A 24,433-nucleotide genomic window follows, 5' to 3' on the forward strand; every position below is an offset into this window, starting at 1 on the left:
TGCTCGCGAACGTGTTTCATCGAAGCTCGCTTCGATGTTGCATGACGGCAAGATGGGCCCCTCACCCTAACCCTCTCCCCGGAAGGGGAGAGGGGATCAGAGGCTCAGTTATTCCGACACGATCGTACCGATAGCCTCGCCGCGCATGATGCGCATGAGGTTGCCCGGCACGGTCATGTCGTAGATGCGCATCGGCATGCCGTGGTCGCGGCACAGGGCGATGGCAGCGGTGTCCATCACGGCCAGCTTGCGCTCGATCACCTGGTCGTAGGTGAGGTGGTCATAACGCGTGGCGTCGGGGTGGCGGGCGGGGTCGGCGGTGTACACGCCATCGACCTTGGTGGCCTTCAGCAGCAGGTCGGCGCCCAGTTCCACCGCGCGCAGCGCAGCGGCGGAGTCGGTGGTGAAGAAGGGGTTGCCGGTGCCGGCGGCGAACAGCGCGATGCGGCCCTTTTCGATATGGCGAATGGCGCGGCGGCGGATGAAGTCTTCGGCCACGTCGTGGATCTGGATGGCGCTCATCACGCGAGCGAAGCCGCCGCGGCGCTCGATGGCATCCTGCATGGCCAGCGCATTCATGACGGTGGCGAGCATGCCCATGTGGTCGCCGGTGACGCGGTCCATGCCAGCGGCAGCGAGGCCCGCGCCGCGGAAGATATTGCCGCCGCCGATGACGACGCCGATCTGCACGCCGGCTTTCTGTACTTCGATGATTTCGTCGGCCAGGCGGCCGATGACCTTCGGGTCGATGCCGTAATCGGCTTCGCCCATGAGGGCTTCACCGGAGAGCTTGAGCAGGATACGACGGTAATTAAGCGGTGCGCTCATAGGGTCTCCGGATTGTGTGGGGCAAAACTGGCGCATTGTAACGGCAGTGACGCGAACGGGTAAGCGTTTTGTGCTGCCGCGATAGGGGAAAACTCCGTCCGGCCGCGGGCTTGGCGCTGGGGAGGGCGCGCAGCGTGGCTGCTCGTACCGGGAAGATACGGGCGGGCACGGAGAGGGCTTTCATAAAAACAAAAAAGCCGCGGTTTCCCGCGGCTTTTTTGCGACCCGAAGGTGGGTGGAGGGGTTTAGCCCTGCATCGCCTTGGCCACTTCGGCCAGGTAGTCTTCCTGCACCTTCTCGATGCCTTCGCCCACGGCCAGGCGGACCACGGCCACGACGTCAGCGCCTTCCTTCTTCAGCGCGTCGCCGACGGTGACGTTGGTGTCCAGCACGTACGGCTGGCCAACCAGGGTCACTTCCGAGACGATCTTGTTGATCTTGCCGGAGATGATCTTTTCCAGGATGTCAGCCGGCTTGGCCTTGTCCTTTTCGGTCATCTGGCTCAGCGCGATTTCCTTTTCCTTCGCGACGAACTCAGCCGGGACGTGTTCCGGCTTGATGTGCGGCGGGTTCATGGCAGCCACGTGCATGGCGATGCCCTTGGCCAGCTCTTCCGAGCCGCCCTTGAGTGCCACGATCACGCCGATCTTGCCGCCGTGCGAGTAGGTGGCCAGCGGGCCATCATTGGCGACGTGGGCAACGCGGCGCACTTCGATCTTCTCGCCGATGGTGGCGGTCTGGGCCTTGGCGGCGGACTCGACGTTGTCGGCGCCCGGGAAGGCAGCGGCCTTGGCGGCGTCGATGTCGGTCGCGCCGGAAGCCAGCACAGCCTCAGCGATTTCGTTGGTGAACTGGATGAAGTTCGGCGCCTTGGCGACGAAGTCGGTCTCGCTGTTCACTTCGACCAGCACGGCCTTGCCGTTGGCCTGGGCGGTGGCGATGCGGCCTTCGGCGGCCACGCGGTCGGCCTTCTTGTCGGCCTTGGCCAGGCCGGTCTTGCGCAGGTATTCCACAGCGGCTTCGATGTCGCCGTTGTTCTCGACCAGCGCCTTCTTGCAATCCATCATGCCGGCGCCGGAGCGCTCGCGCAGTTCGCTAACCAGTTTTGCGGTAATGGCGGTCATCTGGGTTCCTCAAAAGCTTTGATGCGCCCCGACCCTTGCGGGCCGGGGCAGGTAAGGCTTACTCGCCGTCCGACGACTCGTCGCTGCGGCCACCGCGGCCACCGCGGCCACCGTCACGACGCGGCGCGCCGGAGCCCTTCTTGGCCGGACCGCGGTTGTTGCGGTCGTCACGGCGCGGGGCGGCCTTGCGCTCTTCCTTGGCAACCGGGTTGCCTTCTTCGTCGAGCTCGACGAATTCGTTGGCGTCGCCCTGGGCGGCAGCCGGCGCAGCGGCCTTGCCTTCCAGGATGGCGTCAGCGGCAGCGCGGGCGTACAGCTGGATGGCGCGGATGGCGTCGTCGTTGCCCGGGATGGCGTAGTCGACCAGTTCCGGGTTGTAGTTGGTGTCGACCACGGCGATGACCGGAATGCCGAGCTTCTTGGCTTCCTGCACGGCGATGTCTTCATGACCGATGTCGATGATGAACAGGGCGTCCGGCAGACGGTTCATGTCCTTGATGCCGCCCAGCGAGTTCTCGAGCTTGTCGCGCTCGCGGCGGCGGGCCAGCACTTCGTGCTTGACCAGGCGGTCGAACGAGCCGTCGGTCTCAGCGGCTTCCAGCTCTTTCAGGCGGGCAACCGACTGCTTCACGGTGCGGAAGTTGGTCAGCATGCCGCCGAGCCAGCGGGCGGTGACGAACGGCATGCCGGCGCGTGCGGCTTCTTCGGCCAACGGCTCGCGGGCCGAACGCTTGGTGCCGACAAACAGCACGGTGCCGCGCTTCTGCGCGATCGCCGAGAGGAAGTTCATCGCGTCGGTGAAGAGCGGCAGCGTCTTCTCGAGGTTGATGATGTGGATCTTGCCGCGGGCGCCAAAGATGTACGGAGCCATCTTCGGGTTCCAGTAGCGGGTCTGGTGACCGAAATGCACGCCAGCTTCGAGCATCTGGCGCATGGTGACTTGAGCCATGGGTAAAACTCCAAATTGTTGGGCCGGCTAGGCCCGGGGGTTGGGACCTCCACGCATCCCCGGCTTCGACCCCGGCAGCTCGTTTCATGTGGTGAGCTGACCGAAGCACCCCGAAGGCGGTGCCGACGCGTGTGTGGCGTTTAGTTGTCCAATCAAGGACTTGTGGGGTTTGTACCGCAACGCGGTTACAATCTTCCCCGCTTTGCGACGACCGAACAGATCCATGGAAACGGATAGGTCGGGTCAGCAAAACTTCGAAATTGTAGCCGGTTGGCCGGCAGCGCGGCAAGTTGCATGGGTTTCGCTACGTTGAAGCCCGGTGTGTTTGCCGCCATATGAGCGGAACTATGGCAGTTACTCTGAAAACTCCCGAAGACATCCAGGCCATGCGCGAGGCCGGCAAGCTGGCCGCTGAAGTGCTGGCCATGCTGAAAGAGCACGTGAAGCCCGGTGTGACCACCGAGGATCTGGACCGGCTTGCCTACGAGCACATCGTCAATGTGCAGAAGGCCATTCCGGCCAACGTGGGCTACAACGGGTTCCCCAAGACGTTATGCACCTCGGTGAACCACGTGATCTGCCATGGCATCCCCAGCCCGGCCAAGGCTTTGAAGGATGGCGACATCATCAATCTCGATGTCACCGTCATCAAGAACGGCTGGCATGGCGACACCAGTCGCATGTATTTCGTGGGTACGCCGTCGGTACTGGCCCGGCGTCTGGTGGATACCACCTATGAGGCCATGATGCGTGGCATCCAGGCGGTGCGCCCGGGCGCCACGCTGGGCGACATCGGTGCCGCCATCCAGAAGCATGCGGAGGCGGCGGGTTTCTCCGTGGTTCGCGAGTACTGCGGCCATGGCATCGGCAAGGTCTATCACGACGAGCCGCAAGTGCTGCATTACGGCCGTTCGGGCACCGGCCTGGAGCTGAAGAAGGGCATGACCTTCACGGTCGAGCCCATGATCAACGCCGGCAAACCGCATACCAAGCAGCTGCCGGATGGCTGGACGGTGGTCACCAAGGATCATTCGCTGTCGGCACAGTGGGAGCACACCATTGCTGTTACTGACGACGGCTTCGAGATCCTGACGCCCTGGCCGGACGCGGGCTGATCGCGTCGCGCGTACTTCCGTGAGAGCCCACCCGGTGGGCGACGGGGTGTCCAGGCTTAACCATCAAGCCGAACGCCCCCGGATGTGGCGGGCATGTCGCGCACAGAGTGCGCTCCCACGCCACGGATAGGGCACCGCGGAAGGGCGTGGCGTGGCAGACTTGCTGCATCGCCACACGCATCCGCTGATCATGCCCGTCGCTCCGATCGTGCTGCCCCCGTTGCCACGCCTGCCGGCCGCAGTGCCGCGCTCGGGCGTGTCGGCCGATGCGCGCCGGGCTTTGCGTCAGTTGCTGGGCGATGTGGACCGGTCATTGGCCACCGCGTTTCGCGATGGCGCCGATGTCACTGCACTGACCCACCGGCGTAGCGAATCGGTGCAGCGCATCGTGGTGCATGTATGGACCGCCTGTCTGGGTGACGTGACTGACGCGGCGTTGTTCGCCGTGGGTGGTTTCGGGCGTGGCCTGTTATTTCCCCATTCGGACGTCGATTTGCTGGCGCTGGTCGGGCCATCCGAACCCGCGCGTCTGCGCGCGCTTGAGCAGTGCTTCGCCACCTTGTGGGACATCGGCCTGAAAGTGGGGCACGCGGTGCGTGATCTTCCGCAGTGCCGCGTGTTGGCGGCAAACGATGCCAGTGTGTTCACCAGCTTGCTGGATGCACGGCGTCTCGTCGGCGATCCTGTGATGGAGCAGGGGCTCAACACTATCGTGAACGATCCTGCGTTGTGGCCGCCTGCGGCGTACCTGGCGGTGCGCCTCGCCGAGCGCGACGCACGTCACGCGCGTTACAACGACACCGCATACAACCTTGAGCCCAACATCAAGGATGGCCCGGGTGGCCTGCGCACGCTCGATGCGTTGCGCTGGCTGGGACGCCGGCTGGCCCATGCGGACGACTTCGACGACATGGTGGCGGAGGGCTTGCTCGACCCCGCGGAGAAAGACTCGCTGGAGCAGTCCGAAGCCACCTTGCGCCGCTATCGCTTTGCACTGCATCTGGAAGCAGGCCGTGCTGAAGAGCGATTGCTGTTCGACTATCAGCGCGCGCTGGCGGCGCAGCTCGGTTTCCAGGACGAGCACGAAAAAAATCTCGGCGTCGAGCAGTTCATGCAGGGCTACTACCGCGCGGCGAGCCAGGTCGAGCGGCTGGGCGTCCAGATCGCCGAACGCTTCGAGGAAATGCTCGAGCCGCCAACGGAACCCAAGGCGGTAGGTGAAGATTTCATCCGTTACGGCAAACGTCTGGCCGTGCGTGATCCCGATCTCTTCATGCGCCGTCCGGCGGCGTTGGTGGAGGCGTTTATCGTGCGGTTGGGCGAGCCTGGCATTACCGGCTTTACGGCCGAGACCATGCGCCGCATGCATCAGGCTTCCGCGGTGCTGGACCGCACGCTGGCGGACAATGAAGAGGTGCTGGCCGCCTTCCTTCGCCTGCTGCGACTGGGGGCGCCGGCCGTGGAAGCCCTGTGGCGCATGAATCGCCATGGCCTGCTGGCCGCCATCCTGCCTGCGTTCGGCAAGGTGTTCGGCCGCATGCAGTACGACTTGTTCCATGTCTACACCGTGGACGAACACACGCTGCGCGTACTACGCAACGTCGCGCGTTTCGCTGATGCGGCTTCGGCCAGCGAGTTTCCCATTGCCTGCGAAATCTGGCCCACGCTGCCGCAGCCGGCATTGCTATTACTCGCTGCGTTGTTCCACGACATCGCGAAGGGTCGCGGTGGCGATCACTCCGTGCTGGGCGAAGAGGAGGCGCTTGCCTTCGGCCGCCGCCTCGGCTTGCCGGAGGAAGACACGCAGCTCGTCGCGTGGCTGGTGCGCTGGCATCTGTTGATGAGCACCACGGCCCAGCGGCAAGACATCACTGACCCGGATGTGGTGCAGCGTTTTGCCGAAACGGTGGGTGATGCCGAGCGGCTGGATCTGCTCTATCTGCTGACCATCGCCGACATTATTGGCACCAGCCCCAAGCTGTGGAATGGCTGGAAGGACCGCCTGCTGGCGGACCTCTATACGTCCACGCGATACGCGCTGCGCAGCGAGGAGGAAATGCCTGCTGACGCGGAGGCTCGCGTGCGAGCGTGTCAGGAACAGGCCTTGTTGCTGCTCGAAAACGAGGGGTTCACCGCCGATGTTTGCCAGCGGCTGTGGCGCGGATTTCCGGAGTCGAGCTTCCTGCGTCACCGGCCGGAACAGATTGCCTGGCAGACCGCCGCCATATTGCGCGCGCGTGGTGCGACGCCGTTGGTGGAAGTGCACATGAAATCCGTGCGCGGCACCACGGAGTTGTTTGTTTACGTGCCCGATCGCGATGGCTTGTTTGCGGCGGTGACGGCGATGCTTGACCGGCTGCATCTCTCCGTCATGGAGGCGCGCATTCTCAGTTCACCGACGGGCATGGCGCTGGATACGTTCCTTTTGCTGGAGTCCGATTCGCAGCTGCCGGTGACACCGGAGCGCGCCGAGGAGCTGAAGCAGCGGCTGCACCGGGCCCTGTCGCAGCCGGGGCACGTGCATCAGCCCTCACGGCGCAGCATGTCGCGTCATCTCCGGCACTTTCAGGCCACCCCCAAGATCGCTTTCAGCACCGTGGGCGGGCGCACGCGCCTGGCGCTGGTATGCAGCGATCGCCCCGGCCTGCTGGCCGCCGTGGCACAGGCCATGATGGACGCGGGCGTGCGTGTGCATGACGCACGCATCGCCACGTTTGGCGAGCGCGTTGAGGACTTTTTCCTGATCACCGACAGGCATGACGCCCCTCTGAGCATCGAGCTGCAGGATCGTCTGCTGCATGCCTTGCTCGACCGGCTGGGCCCGGCCAAGGAAAAACGCGCCTAAGAGCCTGTTTACGGTCTCCCCGTGGCCTGCGTTGTCGTTGAGTGGCCACTAGGTGGTGGTGCGTGGCGCCGCACTTGACTGTCCGTCAGGTCAAGCCGCGGGCTGCCGCCTGCCGGCCACTCAACGACAACCCTCCGGGCCGGGGCTGTTTGCCCGCCATCCTGCGTCATCGCTCGGTCGTGTATCGACATACACTCCCTCGCTCTTCCTTGTCTGGCGTGCAAACCGCTCCCGGCGCAGGCTACGGGGAGACCGTAAACAGGCTCTGCAGGCGTGAGAAACCCTCTGTTGCCGGTTACCATGCACCGGTTATTTCCTGGCCCGTGAATTCCCATGCAAAACATCGAATCCCTCATCAACGATGCCTTTGAGCGTCGCAACGAGCTGACCCAGGCCGACATCGACACGCAGGTGCGTCCGGCCGTGGAGCAGGTGGTCCATCTGCTCGAAGCGGGCGAGCGCCGTGTGGCCGAGCCGGACGGCAAGGGTGGCTGGACGGTGAATCAGTGGATCAAGAAAGCCGTGCTGCTGTACTTCCGCATCAACGGCAATCGCGTGGTGGATGGCGGTCCTGCATTGGCGTTCGACAAGGTGCCGCTCCGCTTCGCGCATGGCGATGACGCCGAGCTGCAAGGTCTGGGCGCTCGCGTGGTGCCGGGTGCCCTGGTGCGCCGCGGTGCGCATGTGGCCAAGGACGCGGTGCTGATGCCCAGCTACGTGAACATCGGCGCTTATGTCGGCGCAGGCACCATGGTCGATACCTGGGCCACGGTCGGTTCCTGCGCACAGATCGGCGCGCACGTGCATCTTTCCGGCGGTGTCGGCATCGGTGGTGTGCTCGAGCCGCTGCAGGCCAATCCGACCATCATCGAGGACAACTGCTTTATCGGTGCGCGTTCGGAAGTGGTCGAAGGCGTGATTGTGGAGAAGGGTAGCGTGATCGGCATGGGCGTCTTCCTCGGCCAGTCCACGCGTATCTACAATCGTGCCACCGGCGAAATCAGCTACGGCCGCGTGCCGGCCGGCAGCGTGGTGGTGTCGGGAAGCCTGCCCTCCAAGGACGGTTCGCATAGCCTGTATGCAGCGATCATCGTCAAGCAGGTGGACGAGAAGACCCGCAGCAAGACCGGCATCAACGAACTGCTGCGGAGCGCTGAATGAGCGCAACCCTGTATGGCCTCACCACCTGTGACACCTGCCGCAAGGCACGCAACTGGCTGGATCGCTTTGAGGTCGCTTACACCTTCGTCGACTACCGGGCCCAGCCGGTGCCGGCGACCACGCTGAAAGAGTGGGCGCAGCACCTCGGCGGCTGGGAAAAGCTGGTCAATAAATCGTCCACCACCTGGCGCAACCTGCTGCCGCAGCGCAAGAACCCCGGTAGTGATCCGGAGTGGACGTTGCTGCTCAAGGAATACCCCGCGCTTGTGCGTCGTCCCGTGGTAGTGCAGGGCGATGGCTCGGTCAGCGTGGGCTTTACGGATAACGGCTTCAAGAAGTTGTTCGGGAAATGACATGAGCAAACCGCGCTCGGCACGGCACTACCGTACCAACCTGCGCATCGAGCGCGACAACGCCGTGCTCTACGACAATCTGGCCGAACTTGCGTCGGACCAGCGGCTCAGCCGCGCCTATCGCCGCATCGCCGACGGTGAGCGTGCGAATGCCACGTTCTGGGAGGAGCGGCTGAAGCAGATGGGCGCGCAAGTACCGCCTGCGCGCGTGCGCACCCGCGTCCATGTATTGACCTGGTTTGCGCGCCGCTTCGGCACCGAGTTTGTGATGCCTACGGTGGTGCGTCTGGAGCATGCGGATCATCTGCCGACACCGGTGGATCGCAGCGGCCATCGCGACCACTTCCTCGAGCCCACGGCGCCGGCAACGCGCAGCGGTCGTCATCGCACCCAGAGCGGCAACACGCTGCGTGCGGCCGTGCTGGGTGCCAACGATGGCCTGGTGTCCAACGGTAGCCTGGTGATGGGTATGGCGGGCGCCGCATCCGGTGATCACGCCATTCTGTTGGCAGGTTTTGCGGGCCTCGTGGCCGGCGCGTGCTCCATGGCGTTGGGTGAGTGGTTGTCGGTCAATAGTTCGCGCGAGTTCTATCAGGCGCAGATCGCAGCGCGCGCGGAACGTCTGGCCGTATCGCCCGAGGATGGCGCGGTGAGTCTCGCCGGTATCTATCGCGATAAGGGCATGGAGCCGAAGACGGCAGATGCGCTGGCGGAGCAGATTTCGGAGCGTCCGCGCACCGCGCTCGATACGTTGGTGCGCGAGGATCTGGGCATCGACCCGGAAGAGCTTGGCGGGTCGGCATGGGGCGCCGCGATTTCTTCGTTCTGCCTGTTTGCACTCGGCGCGCTGTTTCCGGTGGCGCCCTATCTCTTTCTCAAGGGTAACGCTGCGCTCGTTGCCTGCATGGCGTCGACCGTTGCCGGATTGGTGCTGATTGGCATGGGCACCGCGCTGTTCACCGGGCGCAGCATGACGTTCTCCATCGCGCGTCAGCTTGCCATCACCGTGGCGGCGGCCGGTATCACCTATGCCGTGGGTCACGTGCTGGGTACGGCACTGACCGGATAACCAAGACGCACCCGGCGTTTTGTTCCGGTGTTTTTTTTGAATTGAGTCTCGAGGGAAGCTATGTCTGCCGTGTTCGATCTCGCTTGTGATCTGATCCGCCGCCGTTCGGTAACGCCGGACGATGCCGGTTGTCAGGCGATGATCGGTAACCGGCTGGCCGCCGCGGGCTTCCGCGTCGAGCATCTGCGCTTTGGCGAAGTCGATAATCTTTGGGCGACCCATGGCAGCGGCGGACCGCTGCTGGTGTTTCTGGGACACACCGATGTCGTGCCTCCCGGTCCCGTAGAGAGCTGGCAAAGCGATCCCTTTGAACCCACCGTGCGCGATGGCCTTCTCTATGGCCGTGGCGCGGCCGATATGAAGGGCGGCGTGGCTGCCATGGTGGTGGCGCTGGAGGCGTTTGTTGCTGCGCATCCCGATCATCGCGGGCGCGTGGGTCTGCTGCTGACCAGCGATGAGGAAGGCCCGACCAATCTGGATGGCATTCGTCGTGTGGCTGAGCATTTTCGTGCCACGGGCGAACGTATCGATTGGTGCGTGGTGGGCGAACCGTCGTCGAAAGAACGGCTGGGCGACCTGATTCGTGTGGGCCGGCGAGGTTCGCTGTCGGGCACCTTGGTGGTGCGCGGCGTGCAGGGTCACGTGGCTTACCCGGAGAAGGCGACGAATCCCATCCATAAGTTTGCTCCGGTGCTTGCCGAACTCGCTGCCGAGCGTTGGGACGAAGGCAATCAGGATTTCCCGCCTACCTCGTTTCAGGTGTCCAATCTCAATGCGGGCACCGGCGCCAACAATGTGATTCCCGGCATGCTGACCGCGCTGATCAACTTCCGCTACAGCACGGCGAGTCGCGCGGAGGATCTGCGTAAGCGCACGGAGGCGGTCCTCGATAAGCATGGACTCGACTGGCAAATCGAATGGTCGTTGTCGGGCGAACCGTTTCTTACGCCGCCCGGTGGCGCCGTGCGCGAGGCGGTCGTCACGGTGTGTCGTGAGCTATGCGGTATCGCGCCAGAAGAAAGCACTGGCGGCGGCACCTCTGACGGACGCTTCATCGCGCCGCTGGGTGCAGAGGTGGTGGAGCTGGGGCCCGTCAACGCCACCATCCACAAGGTCGACGAATGTGTGGCGGTGGCCGATCTGGAAAAGCTGCCGTCGTTGTACGAAGCGGTCTGTAACCGCTTGCTAGGCTGAAAAGAAAAGAGCCGCCCTTGGGCGGCTCTTTTCTTTTATCCGCTGATGGGGAGCAGCGTCAGCGTGTGTTGATCCGGCCCGGGCAGCAACGGCGTCGGACGTCCATTCACCCAGTCCTCTTGACCGGCACCGTGATACGGCGACAGCGGGTTGTCGCTCTGGCCGCCCGGCATGTGCAGGATGCTTTGCGCTTCGTGACCCGGCATGGCATCCAGTCGCTCGGAGGCGCCAAAGCCCGGTGAAACGACCCGCGGCATGTTGTGATCGCCGGCCACCGGCTCGTCGGGCATGTCGAGCATGCGCCCGACAAACGCGGGCAGGGCGCGCGACAGGGGATGGTGGATGGCCGTGCGATTTATTTCGCCCCAGCTGCGCGCGGCGAGGCCGCCGGGCTGCTTGCCTAGTTCGTCCGCGACCTGATGCGCAGCGGCCAGCAGCAGGGCGTTCCAGTTGTCGTACTTGGGATCGAGCAGGTGTTCCGGCCGGTCGCGCAGTAGTGCCCATACGGAAGCCTCGGCGTCGATGGAGTCGGGCCAGCGGAAGTCGTCGTGCTTCTCCTGCACTCGTGCCACGAACGGCGCGAGCACATCCTCCTTCACCTTGTCGCGGAACGCGCGTACCAGCCGGTAGTCGACGCTCTCCGGTGCTGCGCGGCCCATCCAGGTGGCAGTGAGCTGGCGCATTTGTTCCAGCCCGGGATCGTGCGTGCCGGCCAGCGTGTCCTGCAGCAGACGCTGCCAGCGCGTGAGCAACATAGCGCGGTTATCCAGTTGCACATCGAGCATGTTGCCGGCAGTGAAGCTGTTGCGCGCGCGCAGGTCATCGCGAATCTGTTGCGCGCGTGCGCCCAGATCGTGCCCGCCGTTGCCGAGCAAGTCGAGTTCGGCGCCATCCACGGTGCGGTTATTCGCGGTCCACAGACGTCCGTCGGCGGGATCTTCGATGCGCGGATACTGCGATGGATCGGCACAGCCCACCCAGCCCGTGTCGGCGACGGACCAGTCGGCGGGCAGTTGCGGATCAAAGCCCTTGCGCAGCGGGATGCAGTTGCCGGTAACGGTCCAGCCGATGTGGCCCGCGCTGTCGCCGGCCAGCAGATTCTGCGGCGGCATGCCCATGGTGGGGGCGAGTGCCAAGGCGGCATGCACGCTGTCGGCGTGCTCAAGTTGCATCACGCCAAGGTTGTAGCCATGGGGGCGGTCACCGATCCAGGCGAGGGCGAGCGGGGTGCCGTCGGTGTCCTTGCCCATGATCGAGCCCCAGCGCGTGGTTTCGACGTTCAGCGTGTGGCTTGGCGCATCCTTGATGCGGATAACTTCGTCATGCGTTTCGATGGTGGCCCAGCCTTCGGGCACTTTGTAGCGCGTGGCGTCGTTGGGATCGCGTTGCACGCGGACCCAGTCCAGCCAGTCGCCATAGCTGTTGGTGAAACCCCAGGCCACCTGACCGTTGGAGCCGACGACAAGCGCCGGCGTGCCGGGCAGGGAAACGCCGTTGGCGTCGCGCTGTCCGCCAGGGGCGGTGGGGTCCGGATAGCGCAATCGCGCACGGAACCAGATGTTTGGCACGCGCAGGCTCAGGTGCATGTCATTGGCGAGGATGGCCGCACCGGTTTCGGTAAGGCTGCCAGCCACGGCGAAGTTGTTGCTGCCGGGGCGCGGCTGGTCCAGCGCCGGAAGCAGCGCTGCGGTCAGCGCGGCCTGGTCCGTGTGGCTGGCCGGTTGGGCGTGGCGCAGATCAAACACGTCGGCACCGGGGATCACCGGCGGCCGCGACAGATCGCCCTGCAGTGGCGCTTCCCAATCGGGATCGGGCGAGAGCAGGAAGTCCGCCACAGGCCCCGGCAACGCCGAACGCAACTCGGCGATATGCAGTTCGCGTTCATTGCGGCCATCGCCATTGAGGTCCAGGTACATCGCCGCGATCACCAGAAAGCTGTCTTCCGGTCGCCATGGCTGGGGCTTGGCGTTCACCAGCAGATATTCCCACGGCTTCACATGCAGGCCGGCAAGGCCCGCGTTGACGCCAGCGGCATAGCGATCCAGCGTGCGCTTTTGCTCGGGCGCCAGCGCCGCATAGGCGGCCTCTGCGACGCTGCGCAGCCGATGGCGGCGATGATTGATGTCGGTGTCGAGCGCTTTTGCTCCAAACAATTCCGAAAGCTCGCCGGCTGGCAGGCGGCGCATCAGATCCATGGCGAAGAAACGTTCCTGGCCATGCACATAACCCAATGCGTAACTGATGTCGTCGCGGCTCTTGCCTTGCAGTGTGGCGGTGCCGAGGGCATCGCGCGAGATCGCCACGGCATCGCTGAGGTCTGGCAGATGCACTTCGCCATCGAGACGTGCCCGGCTGCCAGCCAGCAGGTACCAACCGGCAATGAAGGCACCAAGCAACAGGATCAGCAGCGTACCAACGAGAGTGCGAAGCCAGCGAAAACGTCGAGGGCGTGTCATGGCGTAGTCGGCTCGGTTCAGGTGGTCGTGGAAGAACAAGAGACCGGCGTCACACGCGGCCTCAAGGTGTGGGGTGGGCAAACACCGCAAAAATGCCGGCGTAGGGCTTCACCATGAATGTGGGCGCGCCGGCATAGCCTTCGCCTTCCACGTATAACTGCGAAATGGTGCCATCCAGATACAACGCGTTGCGGCAGCCCAGCTCTTCCTTGAACAGTCGCGCAAAGGTGTGGAAGTTCACCGGTGCTTCGCTGACTGCAAAGACCACCTGATGTGGTGTCTTGGCGCACACGCCGCTGCGCCACTTGAGGCTGTTGGAGTCATCGATGAACTGATCGTTGAGTTTGCCGTCGATCACCAGCATCGGGCCGGACTGGCTGGCCCATTGGGCGGACCTGCCTTCCGCCTTGAAGTCCGCACTGGTGCGCACCTCGGCGCGGCCATCCGGATAGATAGCGAATACGCCATTGGGCAGCAGGGAGAAATTGCCGGATGCCGGATTGCCATGGGCGAGGTTCAGCGGCACCACCGTCTTGCCGTTTTCCACGTACAGGCCCAGAGGAGCGAACTGGCGATCGTAGATACCGGCATTGGCGGCGAACAGCATGCGCTGTCCGCGCGACATGCCCCATTGGCGCAGCGCGTTGATCGTGCCGAAGGCCGCGCCGCTCTCGGGATCTTTCCAGTGCAAGCTCAGCGTTTCGCGCTTGAGGTCGATGCTGACCACGCGGAAGTTCTGGCTCTCGAACACATGCTCGGTGCTGTTCACCGCTTGCGCTTGCCGCGAGCACCCGGCCACGCCGCCCAACAGCAGGAGCGGGGCAAGCAGGCATAGCAGGCGACTGGGCCGGTGGATGGTCGCAGACATACCCAGATGGTCGCCGGGGCGACCTGATTGACGCAAGCCCGGCGACACGTTGATTTAAACTGCGCCTTTTCCAAGGTGTCGCGGACCCATGCCCTACACGCCCATCGTTGCCACGCTCGGTTATGTGCTGTCACCCGATCGCCGGCAGGTCTTGATGATCCATCGCAATTCGCGCCCGGACGACCAGCATCTGGGCAAGTACAACGGCCTGGGCGGCAAGATGGAGCCGGACGAGGACATTGCCGCCTGCATGCGCCGCGAGATTCTTGAAGAGGCTGGCATTCACTGCGAATCGATGTCCCTGCGCGGCACGCTCAACTGGCCGGGCTTCGGCAAGCAGGGCGAGGACTGGCTGGGCTTCATCTTCGTGATCGACCGCTACAGCGGTACGCCGTACACCTCCAATCCGGAAGGCACCCTGGAGTGGGTACCGGTCGATCGACTGATGGACCTGCCGATGTGGGAAGGCGACCGCCACTTCCTGCCGCTGGTGTTCGACGAGGACTCTCGCCCATTCCATGGCGTCATGCCGTACAAGGATGGGCGCATGCAGTCCTGGTCGTTCTCGCGGCTGTGAGCGCCCCGAAGCTCATCCGTATTGTCGCAGCGGTGATTCGCGACGATCGGGGGCGGGTGCTGTTGGTGCGTAAGCGTGGCGCAGCGGTGTGGCAGCAGCCGGGCGGCAAGCGAGATGCAGGTGACCGGGATGAGCTGCATACGCTTGCGCGCGAATTGCATGAAGAGCTTGGTTGCACGATGCATCGCGAAGGCGCGCGTTGGATCGGTTGTTTCAGTGCGCCGGCGGCCAATGAGCCGGGTCACGTCGTTGAGGCTGAGGTTTACGAGGTGAAGGCTGTTGGGCCGTTTGTGGCGCAGGCGGAAATCGATGGTGTGTGTTGGGTCGATCCGGCGGCGTTGGGTGATTTGCCGATAGCGCGGTTGAGTCGGGAGTCGATTTTGCCGCTGGTGGCGGGGATGCCCTTGTAGGGGTATCGCGTTGCTGCTGGGTGCCTTGAGGGGTGCCTTCACGGGGCGAGTGAGGCTTCGTTGTTCTTACTCCCTCTCCCCTCCGGGGAGAGGGTTGGGGTGAGGGGCGGGTGCTCGCGACACGATCTATTTCCCTCACCGTCATCCCCGCGAAAGCGGGGATCCAGTGACTTTGGCTCTTGTCGACGGTGCCGCGATCTGGCTCGCCTGCCGCGGGCTTCCGACCTCCTGCCGGAGGCCGGGTCACTTTTCTTTGCTTGCCCAAAGAAAAGTAACCAAAAGAAACGGCACCCCGGATGAGGCGCCTTCCGGGCTTCGCCCTCCAGGTACGCGGTCGGGTTGCGGGGTTTGTCGACAGGGCATCCTGCCCTGACGCCAAACTGGCCGGCATCCATGCCGGCCACCCTTCGGGCTATTCCTCCACCCGCCCGCCGCCCCATACGGGGACCCGGAAGATCAAAGGCGCAAAGCCGACGGCTCGTGCGGCTGCGCTGCACATCGCACCACTAAGGCTCGATGTTCCTGCCTTCATGCAGAAGAGTCCTGCCGTTACGCGGCGAGTTCTCCACGACGGTCGGGAAGCGTAGCGTCCTCTTTACCTTGCCCCAGCGGTCGGGAAGCGTAGCGATAGCTGCATTAAGCCCTCTCCGCGATGGCGCGTTGCGAAGCGCTCTGAAGTACCTGCTGTGCAGCGGCGGAGGTTGCCAAGCAACAACGCGCCTCGCGCGTTCGGGCTTATCCCTGCGCAATGCTGCCAGCTCTTAAGGCCATTTTCTTTGGGTTACTTTTCTTTTGGGCCAGCAAAAGAAAAGTGACTCGGCCTCCGGCAGGAGGTCGAAACGCCCGCCGCGTAGGCGGCACGCTGGCGGGAACGCCATGTTCAGAACCAAGAGCAAAGTCGCTGGATGACCAGCCATTCGGCTGTTGTGAAGCGCTTCCAGCCTTCGCTGGGATGACGGCTTTTATGAAGCCGCGAGGCTAGAGTGCCAAAGCCGCCTTACGGGCGTTTTGCGCGCTTCGCGCATACGCGTCCCCGAGCACAGCAGATTTCCATCTGAACAACGACACCGATGAATCATCGATGCGGACTCCCACCACTCTCCCCGAAGAGGAGAGCGGCGCAAGCATCACGCCATGCGCCTCACCGCCACCACCGCGTTCAACCCACCAAACGCAAACGAATTGCTGATCGCCGCATCCACCTTCCGCTCGCGCGCCACATTCGGCACATAGTCGAGATCGCAAGCGGGATCCGGCTCCAGGTAATTAATCGTCGGCGGAATGATGCCGTCGTGGATCGCGCCGATGGCCGCCACCAGTTCAATCGCGCCACCTGCGCCCAACGCATGGCCATGCATGGCCTTGGTGGAGGAAATCACCATTTCCCTCGCGTGCTCGCCGAATACGCGATGGATCGCGCGTGTTTCCGTGCTGTCGTTGGCGACCGTGCCGGTGCCGTGAGCGTTGACATAATCAACGTCACCCGGCGACAAGCCGCCATCGCGCAGGGCCATGTTCATGGCGGCAGCCGCGCCAATGTCCGACGGTGCGGCGATGTCGCCGGCGTCCGAGCTCATGCCCGTGCCCACCAGCTCGCAGATGATTTCCGCGCCGCGCTTCTGCGCCGACTCCAGCGTTTCGATGACGTACATGGCTGCGCCTTCGCCCAGCACCAGGCCGCGGCGGCCCTTGCTGAAGGGACGGCAGGTATCCGGTGCCAGCACGCGCATGGCTTCCCACGCGCGCAATGTACCTAGCGTGATGCAGGCCTCGGTGCCGCCGACCACGGCGGCGTCGATCATGCCAGTGCGGATCATCATCGCCGCTTGGGCAAACGCGTGATTGGACGAAGCGCATGCGCTGGCCACCACGAAAGAGGGGCCGGTAATGCCGTGCACCATGCTCACCTGGCTGGCCGGTGCGTTCATCATCATGCGCACGATGCCCAGCGGGTGGAAACGGCCCTGATGCTCACCGTAAAGGCGCTCGTAGAGATCGTCGCGGGTGGTCTCGCCGCCTGCACCGGTACCGATCACTACCGCCGTACGCGTGCCAGCCTCACCTTCGAAGCTGATGCCGGATTGGCGGATGGCCTCGTTGGCCGCAATCAGCGCGTATTCGCTGAACGGATCGAGCAGCGCGCGACGCGCTTCATCGAAAAAATTGGCCGGATCGTAATCCGTGATCTCCGCCGCGATACCACCGTTGCGGAGCTGTCCCGGCTGGATGTGATGGATCGGTCCAATGCCGGACCGGCCCTCCGTCATCGCCTTCCAGACGGAAGGCGCGTCATGTCCGAGTGCACAGATGGCACCCATGCCAGTGATCACGATGCGGCGCATAGGGGTTATTCGTTGGTCTTCTGGGCGAGCTGGCGCTCGATGGCCTCAACAAGCTGGCCGACCGTACCGTTGTCGAGGTCGGTGTCTTCGTTGGGCAGGTTGATGTTGAAGTGTTCTTCGATGTCGAAAATCACTTCGATGGCATCCAGCGAGGCGATACCCAGGTCCTTCAGTGTGGACTCCGGCTTGATCGTGTCCAGCTCGATCTTGGCCTGCTTGGCGATGATGTCGAAGGTTTCCTGCTGAACTGTGCTCATGAGTGCTTTCCTGGATTCCTTGGCGCCGAGGTGGTGCGGCATCGCCCTGATGCCACGGTCCAAGCCTGACGAACCCTTTGGGCAATGTCCAGAATGCTGACGCCGATTGGACGGTAGGTCTCATCCTCCCCACGCTGCCTTTCGCCAACCTTTGGGGATGATCTGATCCATTCAATGACGGCGTCACCGCTCCTGTTTGCCCGCCGGTTGGTGTTGCACCGGTGAAGGCAGGCTGGCTGCCTGTCGAGACGGCGCGGCGCCAACCGGTGGGCAAACAGGAGCGGCCCTCCGGGTGATGCCCAGCGAGCCCACAGAACGCAGTGCGCGGCTTGCCCAGGCAGCCAGCCTGCGCTGCGCCACGCCCCACGCCCTGTGTGCTCGCTGGGCATCATGCCGCCATCATTGAATGGATCAGAGCATCCCTTGACCGCCCGGGATTGACCTGGCGGTGTCGGGCAGCCCCGGGGAGTCGTATCCTATGCGCTTGCGACCAGTGGAAGCGCCGTGTGCGGTACCTCAACCAGCTTGAACCGGATGCGCTGATCGCCCGGTTCGCCGAGCATCCCCCCATCGATTTCAGCGTGACAGAGGCCGCGGGCACGCCGGCTTTCGTGGCGCCGTTCGACTTGTTGACTACGGCCGACGCGGATGTGCGCGAGAAGGTGACCAAGGCACCGGGGTACGGCTGGTGGGGCCGCCTGCTGCGTTGGCGTACCGCGTTCGTCGGCACCACGGTGTCGGAGTACGCGCTGTTTCCGCGCGATGCGCAGCCAGCCACGTTGGCCACTGCGCTGCGCGATCAGCTGGGCCGCCGGCAGCGGCTCATGATTGTGAAGGACATTCCGCAGGCCTCGCCGCTGTTCGATGCGGCGACCGGCGACTGGTGCAAGCGATTTGCCGATGCCTGCGCGGCATCCGGTTTCGTACTTTTGGAAGGGCAGGCGCTGGCGTACGTGCCCGTCGACTTCGCCAGCGAGGATGAGTACATGGCGCGGCTGTCCTCGGGACGCCGTAAGGACATCCGCCGCAAGCTGCGCAAGCGCGATGAGGTTCAGGTGGACACCGTGCGTTGTGGCGACCCCGTGTTTGCCGATGATGCCGTTGTCGATGCGTACTACGCGCTCTATGAGAACGTGTACGCGCAGAGTGAAATCCACTTCGATAAGTTGAGCCGCGCTTTCTTCACCGCTGTGTTGCGCGATGCGGCTAATGGCGGCGTGGTGTTTGTCTACCGCCATCAGGGCGCGATGATCGGCTGGAATCTGTGTTTCGTGGTGAACGGCAAGCTGATCGACAAATACGTCGGCTTCGCTTATCCGCAGGCCCGCGAACAGAACCTGTACTTCACCAGCTGGTTCCACAATCTGGCGTTCGCCCGTGAGCAGGGTTTGACCCATTACGTGGCGGGTTGGACCGATCCGGAAATCAAGTCTTATCTGGGTGCACAATTCACCCTGACCCGTCACGCGATCTACCTGCGCAATCCACTGTTGCGCATGCTGGCGCGGCGGCTGGGCAAATTCTTCGAAAGCGACAGTCAATGGGCGGCCCATGACAAGGCGTGAACCACTCGTTCTGGACTTCGACGGCTCGATCGGCCAGATCCCGGGTGCGACCACGATTGCGCTGCCCGACTGGCAGGAGGCGATTCGCTTCGGCTGCACCCTGCGCACGTTCAACCGACTGCGCGACTACCTCGATAGCACCATGCCAGCCAACTACGGCACGGTGCTGATGGGGTCGGGTGACTACCACCATCTCACCTGGCCGCTGGTGCAGCGTCAGCGCGCGCGCGGCCCGTTCCAACTGGTGGTGTTCGACAACCACCCCGACAACATGCGTTTTCCCTGGGGCATCCATTGCGGATCGTGGGTGCGCCGTGTGGCCATGCTGCCGTTCGTCACGCATGTGCACGTGGTGGGCATTACCTCCGGCGATATTGGCGCCAAGCATGCGTGGGAGAACTACCTGCGTCCGCTCCAGGCGGGCAAGCTCACCTACTGGTGCATGGACGTGAATGTGGATTGGGCCGCCAAGCTGGGCTTGTCGGATGCCTTCCGCCGTTTCGATGATCCGGACGCGCTCACCTGTGCGTTCGTGCAGCAGTTGCGCCAGGCGCCGCAGCCGACCTATCTGTCGATCGACAAGGATGCCTTCAGCGTCGATACCGCGCGCACCAACTGGGATCAGGGGCGTCTGGAAGAGTCGCATGCCATGGCGATCATCGAGGCGCTGCGTGGCCGCATCGTCGCCAGTGATATCAATGGCGAAGTGTCGGCCTACCAATACCGCACATGGTGGAAGCGCCTGCTTAGCGGTATGGACGGCCAGGAGCCGATTCCGCAGAGCGAGCTGGATGCCTGGCAGGCGCAGCAGCGTGCCTTCAACACCCGTCTGCTTGCTGCCATTGCGGAAAGCAGCGTGTAAGCCGCTGCGTTAACCATTCTGTCTGCAAGAAAGCAGGGCGTAACGTAAGGACGCGGGTAAGCGTGGCGGAGTGCCGGCTCATTCCGGTGGCCGTTTGGACGATGCGTTCGTCATGACCGAACTCCTTCCTGCCGATCGGCGTGCTTACATTTTTCTGGCGCTCGCTTTCGGCATCACCTGGTGCGCCTGGGGCGCGCTGGTGATGCTTGCGCAGGCGCAAGCCACGGCTTATGGCGAGTGGCCTTTCATGACGCTGTATGTGCTCGGTGGCCTGGGTCCTACCATCGCGGCGTATGCGGCCGTCTATCTGACCCGGGCACAGGGGCCGTTGCGCGAATTCAATCAGCGCGTACTCCGTTGGCGCGTGCGACCGGTGTGGTATGCGGCGGCGATCGGGTTGCCCATTGCGCTGGCCTTTGTGGCGGTCGGCATTGCGGTGGCGTTGCGCCCGGAGGTATCGAGTCACCTCGCCATCAAACCCTGGTACCTGTTTCCGTTGTTGTTGGCGATGACCATTATCGGTGGCGGTCTGGAGGAATTCGGCTGGCGCGGCATCACCCAGGAAGCCTGGGGGCCTGCGTTGGGACAGGCGCGGGCGGCACTGCTGATCGGACCAATCTGGGCGCTGTGGCATTTCCCGCTGTTCTTCCTGCCCGGCGTCAGCCAGTACCACGGACACTTCGCGCTGTTCCTGGTAGGCGTGATGGGTAACGCTTTGCTGTTCGGCTGGCTCTACTGCCATACGCGCAGCATTCTGCTGTGCGTGCTCATGCACGCGGCGACCAACGCCATCATCATGCTTGGTGTGATCGTGCCTTCGGGGCACGGGCTTTCGCTGATCAGTCCGTGTCTGGGGTTAGCCGTCGGTGGCTTGCTCTTTCTGTCGCACGGCAGGCACGGTGCGCCTGCTGTGCAGTGAGCGGATCAGGAGAGCTGGCCCACGGTGCGTTCCAGCACCGAACAGATCGACTCGAACGTGGCGTCGTTCAGCCACAGGCTGTTGGTGATGGTCAGCGAGCGTGCAGCGAAGCTGCGCGCATTCGGCAGCGGCGTATCAGCCACGATGTCGCGCAGGTAGGCGTAGTCGGGCAGGGCATGAATAAACAGGCGGCTGACGCCAAGACCGGCTGTCCACAGCGTGCGCAAGGCTTCGTCGCGCGCCTTCTCGCTGGGCATCGTCAACAGCAGGAATGGCCATACGCCGCGCTGGCGGGGTGCATCGTCGAACACCGTGATGCCGGGTATCTGGCGCAGGCGCTCCACGCGGCGCAAGGCTTGCACGCGGGTGGCATCGAGAAAGGCTGGCAGGCGGGTGAGAGCGCGCGCGCCTACGGCCTGTCGCCATTCGCTCACCGTGTGTAGCGGAATATCGGGGCCGAAGTCGTCGCCAACGGCAGCGACCGGGTCGTTGGCCGCCAGTGCCTTGCGCAACGGACGGCCGTAGGCCAGCGGTAGCAGCGAGGGACGGTAGGCCAGCGTGTAGCCGGCAAGTTCGAGCGCGCGTTGCCAATCCATGCGTGCATCAGGGCGGATCGTGCTGTCGTGACTGACCGCGAAGGCATCGCGCAGTACAGGATCGCGCGTGAGCAGCAGGCCGCCCTCGAACAAAGTCAGCCCCTTGCCGACCGCGAGGCTGAAGAAGCCGGCATCACCCAACAGGCCCACACTTCGGCCATCGTGCTGCGCGCCCAACGCTTGCGCGGCGTCTTCCAAAACATAAGCGCCCACGCGATGGGCCACATCGAGTGTCGCGTTGACGTCCGCCACGCGGCCGGCGAGATGCGTCGGTACGATGGCCAGCGTGCGATCCCCGGCCAGCAAACACAGCTGACTGGAGTCCATATCGAAATGGTTGGGTGCGAGGTCGCACAACCTTGGCTTGAGCCCGGCGCGATGGATGGCGAGCGCAACCAGCGGGCATGTCCATGCCGGCACAATCACTTCGTCGCGCTGTGGACGCAGACGCTTCATGGCGGCCAGCGCCACGACCATGGCGGCCGTACCTGAGCACTCCAGCTGTAGTTGCTCGACCTGAAGCCATTCGGCTACGCGCTCGGCGAACGGTGCGCGGCCGGGCAGCAGATCGGTGACACGAAGCGGCAAGCCGGCAGTGGGCGGCAGCTCGCTTGGCACGTCAGTCTCCCGCGGCCACGCCCAGCGCGCCCTTCGCTTCGGTAGGCGCATCGTGTTCCGGATGCGCACCGCTCTCGGCAAAGGCAAGGCAGACGATGCCGGCGACAATGGCCAGGGCGCCGATCACGCGAGCCCAGGTGAGCGGTTCGTTGAAGAGCCAGATGGAGAACAGCATGACGCTGACGACTTCCAGATGCGTCACCGCGAAGGCAGGGCCAATCGGCGCGTGCTTGAGCAGCGTCATCCAGGTGAAGAAATTGCCGACGTAGCCGATCACCGCGACGTAGATCCACGGATGGCCGAACACGCGCACGATCCACGCCCAGTTGGCTTCGGGCGGAAACGCATGGTCGCCGGCGTACTTGAAACTCAGCTGCACCAACGTGTCGAACAACACGAGGATGGTGAAGCCGATGGCATAGAAACGGGCGAGCTTCATCGTCATTCCTCAGCCTCCACCGGCCACGCCGACGATGCATACACCTGCCGTCACCAGCAGCATGCCGGTCACGCGTAGTGGCGTCAGCCTTTCTTTGAACAGGAAGCGGCCGGCGATCATGATCACCACGATATTGATCGAGCCCAGCAGCACGCCTTCGGACAGATCCACCAGCGAAAGGAAGGCGATCCACACCAGGAATTCGGCGACATACGAGATCACGCCGATCCAGATCCACGGTCGGGCCAGCATGTATTTCCAACGAGCCACGCCATCGCCCGCACGCGGATCGCCGGCCGCTGCTTTGAATGCCAGCTGGCCGACGGTATCGAGCGTGACGTTGAGCAGCCACAGTGCCACGACCAAAGGACTCATGGCGAGTCCTTAAGCCGCAGCGCGGGCGGCAGGTTCGTAGGTAGCGGCGATCTGGCGGAAGAATTCGGCCGAGCGATCCGTCAGCAGGCGGCGCTCACGATCCACCGTGATCATGTGATAGCTGTCTTCCAGCCACAGCGTTTCCACCGGACCGGACACCGAACGCTGCACGAGATAAGCATTCTCGATGCTGGCGATGTCATCCTCGGTGGCATGCGCGATCAGGCAGGGCGCAGTGACCTTGGGCAACTCGCGCTTCACCACCGCCGCCATGTTGTACATCTCAGCCAGCGACGGCCACGGGTTGCCGGGCAGGCCGGCCGCAGCGCTGTCGCCACTCAGCATGGCGCCGCTGATCTGCGCACGCAGACGTTCGTCGCGAATGCCATACGGTTCGTTCTCGTGCACCATGCGGTGCTTGCCGATGCCGAACTTGTGCAGGAAGGGCAGCAGGAAGGAGAACTTGCCCGTCCACGGAATCGCCCAGCCGTCATAACGGAAGGTGGCGCCATAGACGCCCACGCCCTTCACCCATTCCGGGCGCTCGGCGGCGAGCTTCAGGGCCAGCACGGCACCCATCGACAGACCGGCCACGAACAGGTGATCCACCTCATGGCGGAACTGCTCGGCGGCGGCTTCCACGCTGGCGTACCAGTCTTTCCAGCCGGTCTTCAGCAGATCGTCGGCATCGCCGCAGTGGCCAGCCAGCTGCATGCCGTAGACGCTGTAGCCGGCGCGGTTGAGACCCTTGCCCAGCAAGCGCATCTCGGTAGGCGTGCCGGTCAGGCCGTGAATAAGCAGCACACCGCTGCGACCGCCCTCGTAGCGGAACTCGACATTCTGAATCACTGGGCGGCTCCGGTACGACGCGCGGAAGTGCGGGGTGAGCGCGCTTGGCGCATGGAACTATGACAAATAACCATGCGCCCAGTGTGGGGGCTCACCCTTTCCAAGAACTTTCGACCCTTCAAAGCCTTTCCCTGGCGGGAGGGAAGGGTCAGTGGCCGTAATGCCCCTGGGTACCGCCCACGGAGATGTTCATGCCCCCGGACGGGTGCTCGCAGCTGCCAAAGGCCTGGCTGAGCGTCACGCTGCCGCCGGTATAGCTGCCGCTCATATGTTTGCCCGATTCCACACCGACACCGACGGCGCCGTGCACCTGAGGCTGGTTATAGGTGGCGTCATCACAGGTGACGACGGGCTGACCGTGAGCCGCCCCGGTGCGGCCCGGCGTGCCGCTGGTGTCGCCGTAGTAAGTGCCCGGCGGGTCCTTGCTATAGGCGCCGGTCTTGTCATTGGCCTGGGGATTGGCATTGCCGCCACCAGCCGCAGCCTTGCCGGCATCGGTGGGCGTCGACGCGCTCGCGGCCGCGGTGCTGGTACTGGATGCGGGTAGGTTGGCCGGCAGCTTGAGGTTGAGCGGCTGATTGCTGCTCTGGGCCCAGGCTGACGCGGCGAGCAGGCTCGCAACGACGAAAGCGGTGGTGCGAACGGTCTTCATGGGAAAACTC

Annotated in this window: 23 protein-coding genes; 11 read left to right on the forward strand and 12 right to left on the reverse strand. The window is 64.0% G+C overall.

Annotation, left to right across the window (positions count from 1 at the left end; translation table 11 throughout):
- Positions 1-108 precede the first annotated feature (108 nt).
- The 3 genes from pyrH to rpsB form a co-directional block, all read right to left on the reverse strand.
- Positions 109-828: a UMP kinase gene (gene pyrH, locus OQE56_RS09410; RefSeq protein ID WP_267223763.1), complete on the reverse strand. Its 720-nt coding sequence runs from the start codon at positions 826-828 to the stop codon at positions 109-111.
- Between the two features lie 245 nt (positions 829-1,073).
- Positions 1,074-1,952 carry a translation elongation factor Ts gene (gene tsf, locus OQE56_RS09415; protein ID WP_267223765.1) on the reverse strand — a complete coding sequence of 293 codons (879 nt, stop codon included), beginning with the start codon at positions 1,950-1,952 and terminating at the stop codon, positions 1,074-1,076.
- 58 nt (positions 1,953-2,010) lie between these two features.
- Entirely contained in the window at positions 2,011-2,901 is an 891-nt protein-coding gene (gene rpsB, locus OQE56_RS09420; protein ID WP_267223767.1) for a 30S ribosomal protein S2, read from the reverse strand.
- A 347-nt stretch (positions 2,902-3,248) separates the two neighbouring features.
- On the opposite strand from rpsB, the gene map reads away from it, so the two are divergent.
- From map to dapE, 6 genes are all read left to right on the forward strand, one after another.
- The gene (gene map, locus OQE56_RS09425; RefSeq protein WP_267223769.1) at positions 3,249-4,016 is read left to right on the forward strand and encodes a type I methionyl aminopeptidase; all 768 of its coding nucleotides are present in this window, start codon (positions 3,249-3,251) and stop codon (positions 4,014-4,016) included.
- A gap of 190 nt (positions 4,017-4,206) precedes the next feature.
- Positions 4,207-6,861, forward strand: a complete 2,655-nt coding sequence (glnD, locus tag OQE56_RS09430; protein ID WP_267224344.1) for a [protein-PII] uridylyltransferase — start codon at positions 4,207-4,209, stop codon at positions 6,859-6,861.
- Positions 6,862-7,194: 333 nt separating this feature from the next.
- Positions 7,195-8,022 carry a 2,3,4,5-tetrahydropyridine-2,6-dicarboxylate N-succinyltransferase gene (gene dapD / locus OQE56_RS09435; protein WP_267223772.1) on the forward strand — a complete coding sequence of 276 codons (828 nt, stop codon included), beginning with the start codon at positions 7,195-7,197 and terminating at the stop codon, positions 8,020-8,022.
- Positions 8,019-8,375 (forward strand): Spx/MgsR family RNA polymerase-binding regulatory protein, encoded by a 357-nt coding sequence (locus tag OQE56_RS09440; RefSeq protein WP_267223774.1) that lies wholly within the window; start codon positions 8,019-8,021, stop codon positions 8,373-8,375. Before dapD ends, OQE56_RS09440 begins: the two co-directional genes overlap by 4 nt.
- Before the next feature lies 1 nt (position 8,376).
- On the forward strand, positions 8,377-9,444 hold the full coding sequence (locus tag OQE56_RS09445; protein WP_267223776.1) for a VIT1/CCC1 transporter family protein: 1,068 nt from the start codon (positions 8,377-8,379) through the stop codon (positions 9,442-9,444).
- Between the two features lie 60 nt (positions 9,445-9,504).
- A complete protein-coding gene (gene dapE, locus OQE56_RS09450) occupies positions 9,505-10,638 on the forward strand; it encodes a succinyl-diaminopimelate desuccinylase (RefSeq protein ID WP_267223778.1) in 1,134 nt (377 codons plus the stop codon).
- A 35-nt stretch (positions 10,639-10,673) separates the two neighbouring features.
- On the opposite strand, the gene OQE56_RS09455 is transcribed toward dapE, so the two are convergent.
- Both OQE56_RS09455 and OQE56_RS09460 read right to left on the reverse strand, forming a co-directional pair.
- Positions 10,674-13,094 (reverse strand): penicillin acylase family protein, encoded by a 2,421-nt coding sequence (locus OQE56_RS09455; protein WP_267223780.1) that lies wholly within the window; start codon positions 13,092-13,094, stop codon positions 10,674-10,676.
- A 61-nt stretch (positions 13,095-13,155) separates the two neighbouring features.
- Entirely contained in the window at positions 13,156-13,962 is an 807-nt protein-coding gene (locus OQE56_RS09460; RefSeq protein WP_267223782.1) for a phosphodiester glycosidase family protein, read from the reverse strand.
- An 88-nt stretch (positions 13,963-14,050) separates the two neighbouring features.
- Here OQE56_RS09460 and OQE56_RS09465 point away from each other — a divergent pair, with 88 nt between their 5' ends.
- Positions 14,051-14,539, forward strand: coding sequence for an NUDIX hydrolase (locus OQE56_RS09465; RefSeq protein ID WP_267223784.1), 489 nt, complete (start codon positions 14,051-14,053; stop codon positions 14,537-14,539).
- Positions 14,536-14,949 carry an NUDIX hydrolase gene (locus OQE56_RS09470; RefSeq protein WP_267223786.1) on the forward strand — a complete coding sequence of 138 codons (414 nt, stop codon included), beginning with the start codon at positions 14,536-14,538 and terminating at the stop codon, positions 14,947-14,949. Before OQE56_RS09465 ends, OQE56_RS09470 begins: the two co-directional genes overlap by 4 nt.
- Positions 14,950-16,076: 1,127 nt before the next feature.
- Here OQE56_RS09470 and OQE56_RS09475 read toward each other — a convergent pair.
- Entirely contained in the window at positions 16,077-17,291 is a 1,215-nt protein-coding gene (locus OQE56_RS09475) for a beta-ketoacyl-[acyl-carrier-protein] synthase family protein (RefSeq protein ID WP_267223788.1), read from the reverse strand.
- 5 nt (positions 17,292-17,296) lie between these two features.
- Positions 17,297-17,548, reverse strand: coding sequence for a phosphopantetheine-binding protein (locus OQE56_RS09480; RefSeq protein ID WP_267223790.1), 252 nt, complete (start codon positions 17,546-17,548; stop codon positions 17,297-17,299).
- 506 nt (positions 17,549-18,054) lie between these two features.
- On the opposite strand from OQE56_RS09480, the gene OQE56_RS09485 reads away from it, so the two are divergent.
- The 3 genes from OQE56_RS09485 to OQE56_RS09495 all read left to right on the forward strand — a co-directional run bounded on the left by OQE56_RS09485 (position 18,055) and on the right by OQE56_RS09495 (position 20,894).
- Positions 18,055-19,113 (forward strand): GNAT family N-acetyltransferase, encoded by a 1,059-nt coding sequence (locus OQE56_RS09485; protein WP_267223792.1) that lies wholly within the window; start codon positions 18,055-18,057, stop codon positions 19,111-19,113.
- Positions 19,100-19,975 (forward strand): arginase family protein, encoded by an 876-nt coding sequence (locus OQE56_RS09490; protein WP_267223794.1) that lies wholly within the window; start codon positions 19,100-19,102, stop codon positions 19,973-19,975. Before OQE56_RS09485 ends, OQE56_RS09490 begins: the two co-directional genes overlap by 14 nt.
- 112 nt (positions 19,976-20,087) lie before the next feature.
- Entirely contained in the window at positions 20,088-20,894 is an 807-nt protein-coding gene (locus OQE56_RS09495; protein ID WP_267223796.1) for a CPBP family intramembrane glutamic endopeptidase, read from the forward strand.
- A gap of 5 nt (positions 20,895-20,899) precedes the next feature.
- Here OQE56_RS09495 and OQE56_RS09500 read toward each other — a convergent pair whose 3' ends face one another.
- From OQE56_RS09500 to OQE56_RS09520, 5 genes are all read right to left on the reverse strand, one after another.
- The gene (locus tag OQE56_RS09500) at positions 20,900-22,159 is read right to left on the reverse strand and encodes a DegT/DnrJ/EryC1/StrS family aminotransferase (protein ID WP_425601614.1); all 1,260 of its coding nucleotides are present in this window, start codon (positions 22,157-22,159) and stop codon (positions 20,900-20,902) included.
- Entirely contained in the window at positions 22,110-22,553 is a 444-nt protein-coding gene (locus tag OQE56_RS09505; RefSeq protein ID WP_267223800.1) for a DMT family transporter, read from the reverse strand. Before OQE56_RS09505 ends, OQE56_RS09500 begins: the two co-directional genes overlap by 50 nt.
- Before the next feature lie 3 nt (positions 22,554-22,556).
- Entirely contained in the window at positions 22,557-22,922 is a 366-nt protein-coding gene (locus OQE56_RS09510) for an EamA family transporter (RefSeq protein ID WP_267223802.1), read from the reverse strand.
- Positions 22,923-22,931: 9 nt separating this feature from the next.
- Positions 22,932-23,771, reverse strand: coding sequence for an alpha/beta hydrolase (locus OQE56_RS09515; protein ID WP_267223804.1), 840 nt, complete (start codon positions 23,769-23,771; stop codon positions 22,932-22,934).
- A gap of 148 nt (positions 23,772-23,919) precedes the next feature.
- Positions 23,920-24,423, reverse strand: a complete 504-nt coding sequence (locus OQE56_RS09520; RefSeq protein WP_267223805.1) for a hypothetical protein — start codon at positions 24,421-24,423, stop codon at positions 23,920-23,922.
- Between the last annotated feature and the right edge of the window lie 10 nt (positions 24,424-24,433).

The organism is Dyella silvae, assembly GCF_026421305.1.
Taxonomy (GTDB): Bacteria; Pseudomonadota; Gammaproteobacteria; order Xanthomonadales; family Rhodanobacteraceae; genus Dyella; species Dyella silvae.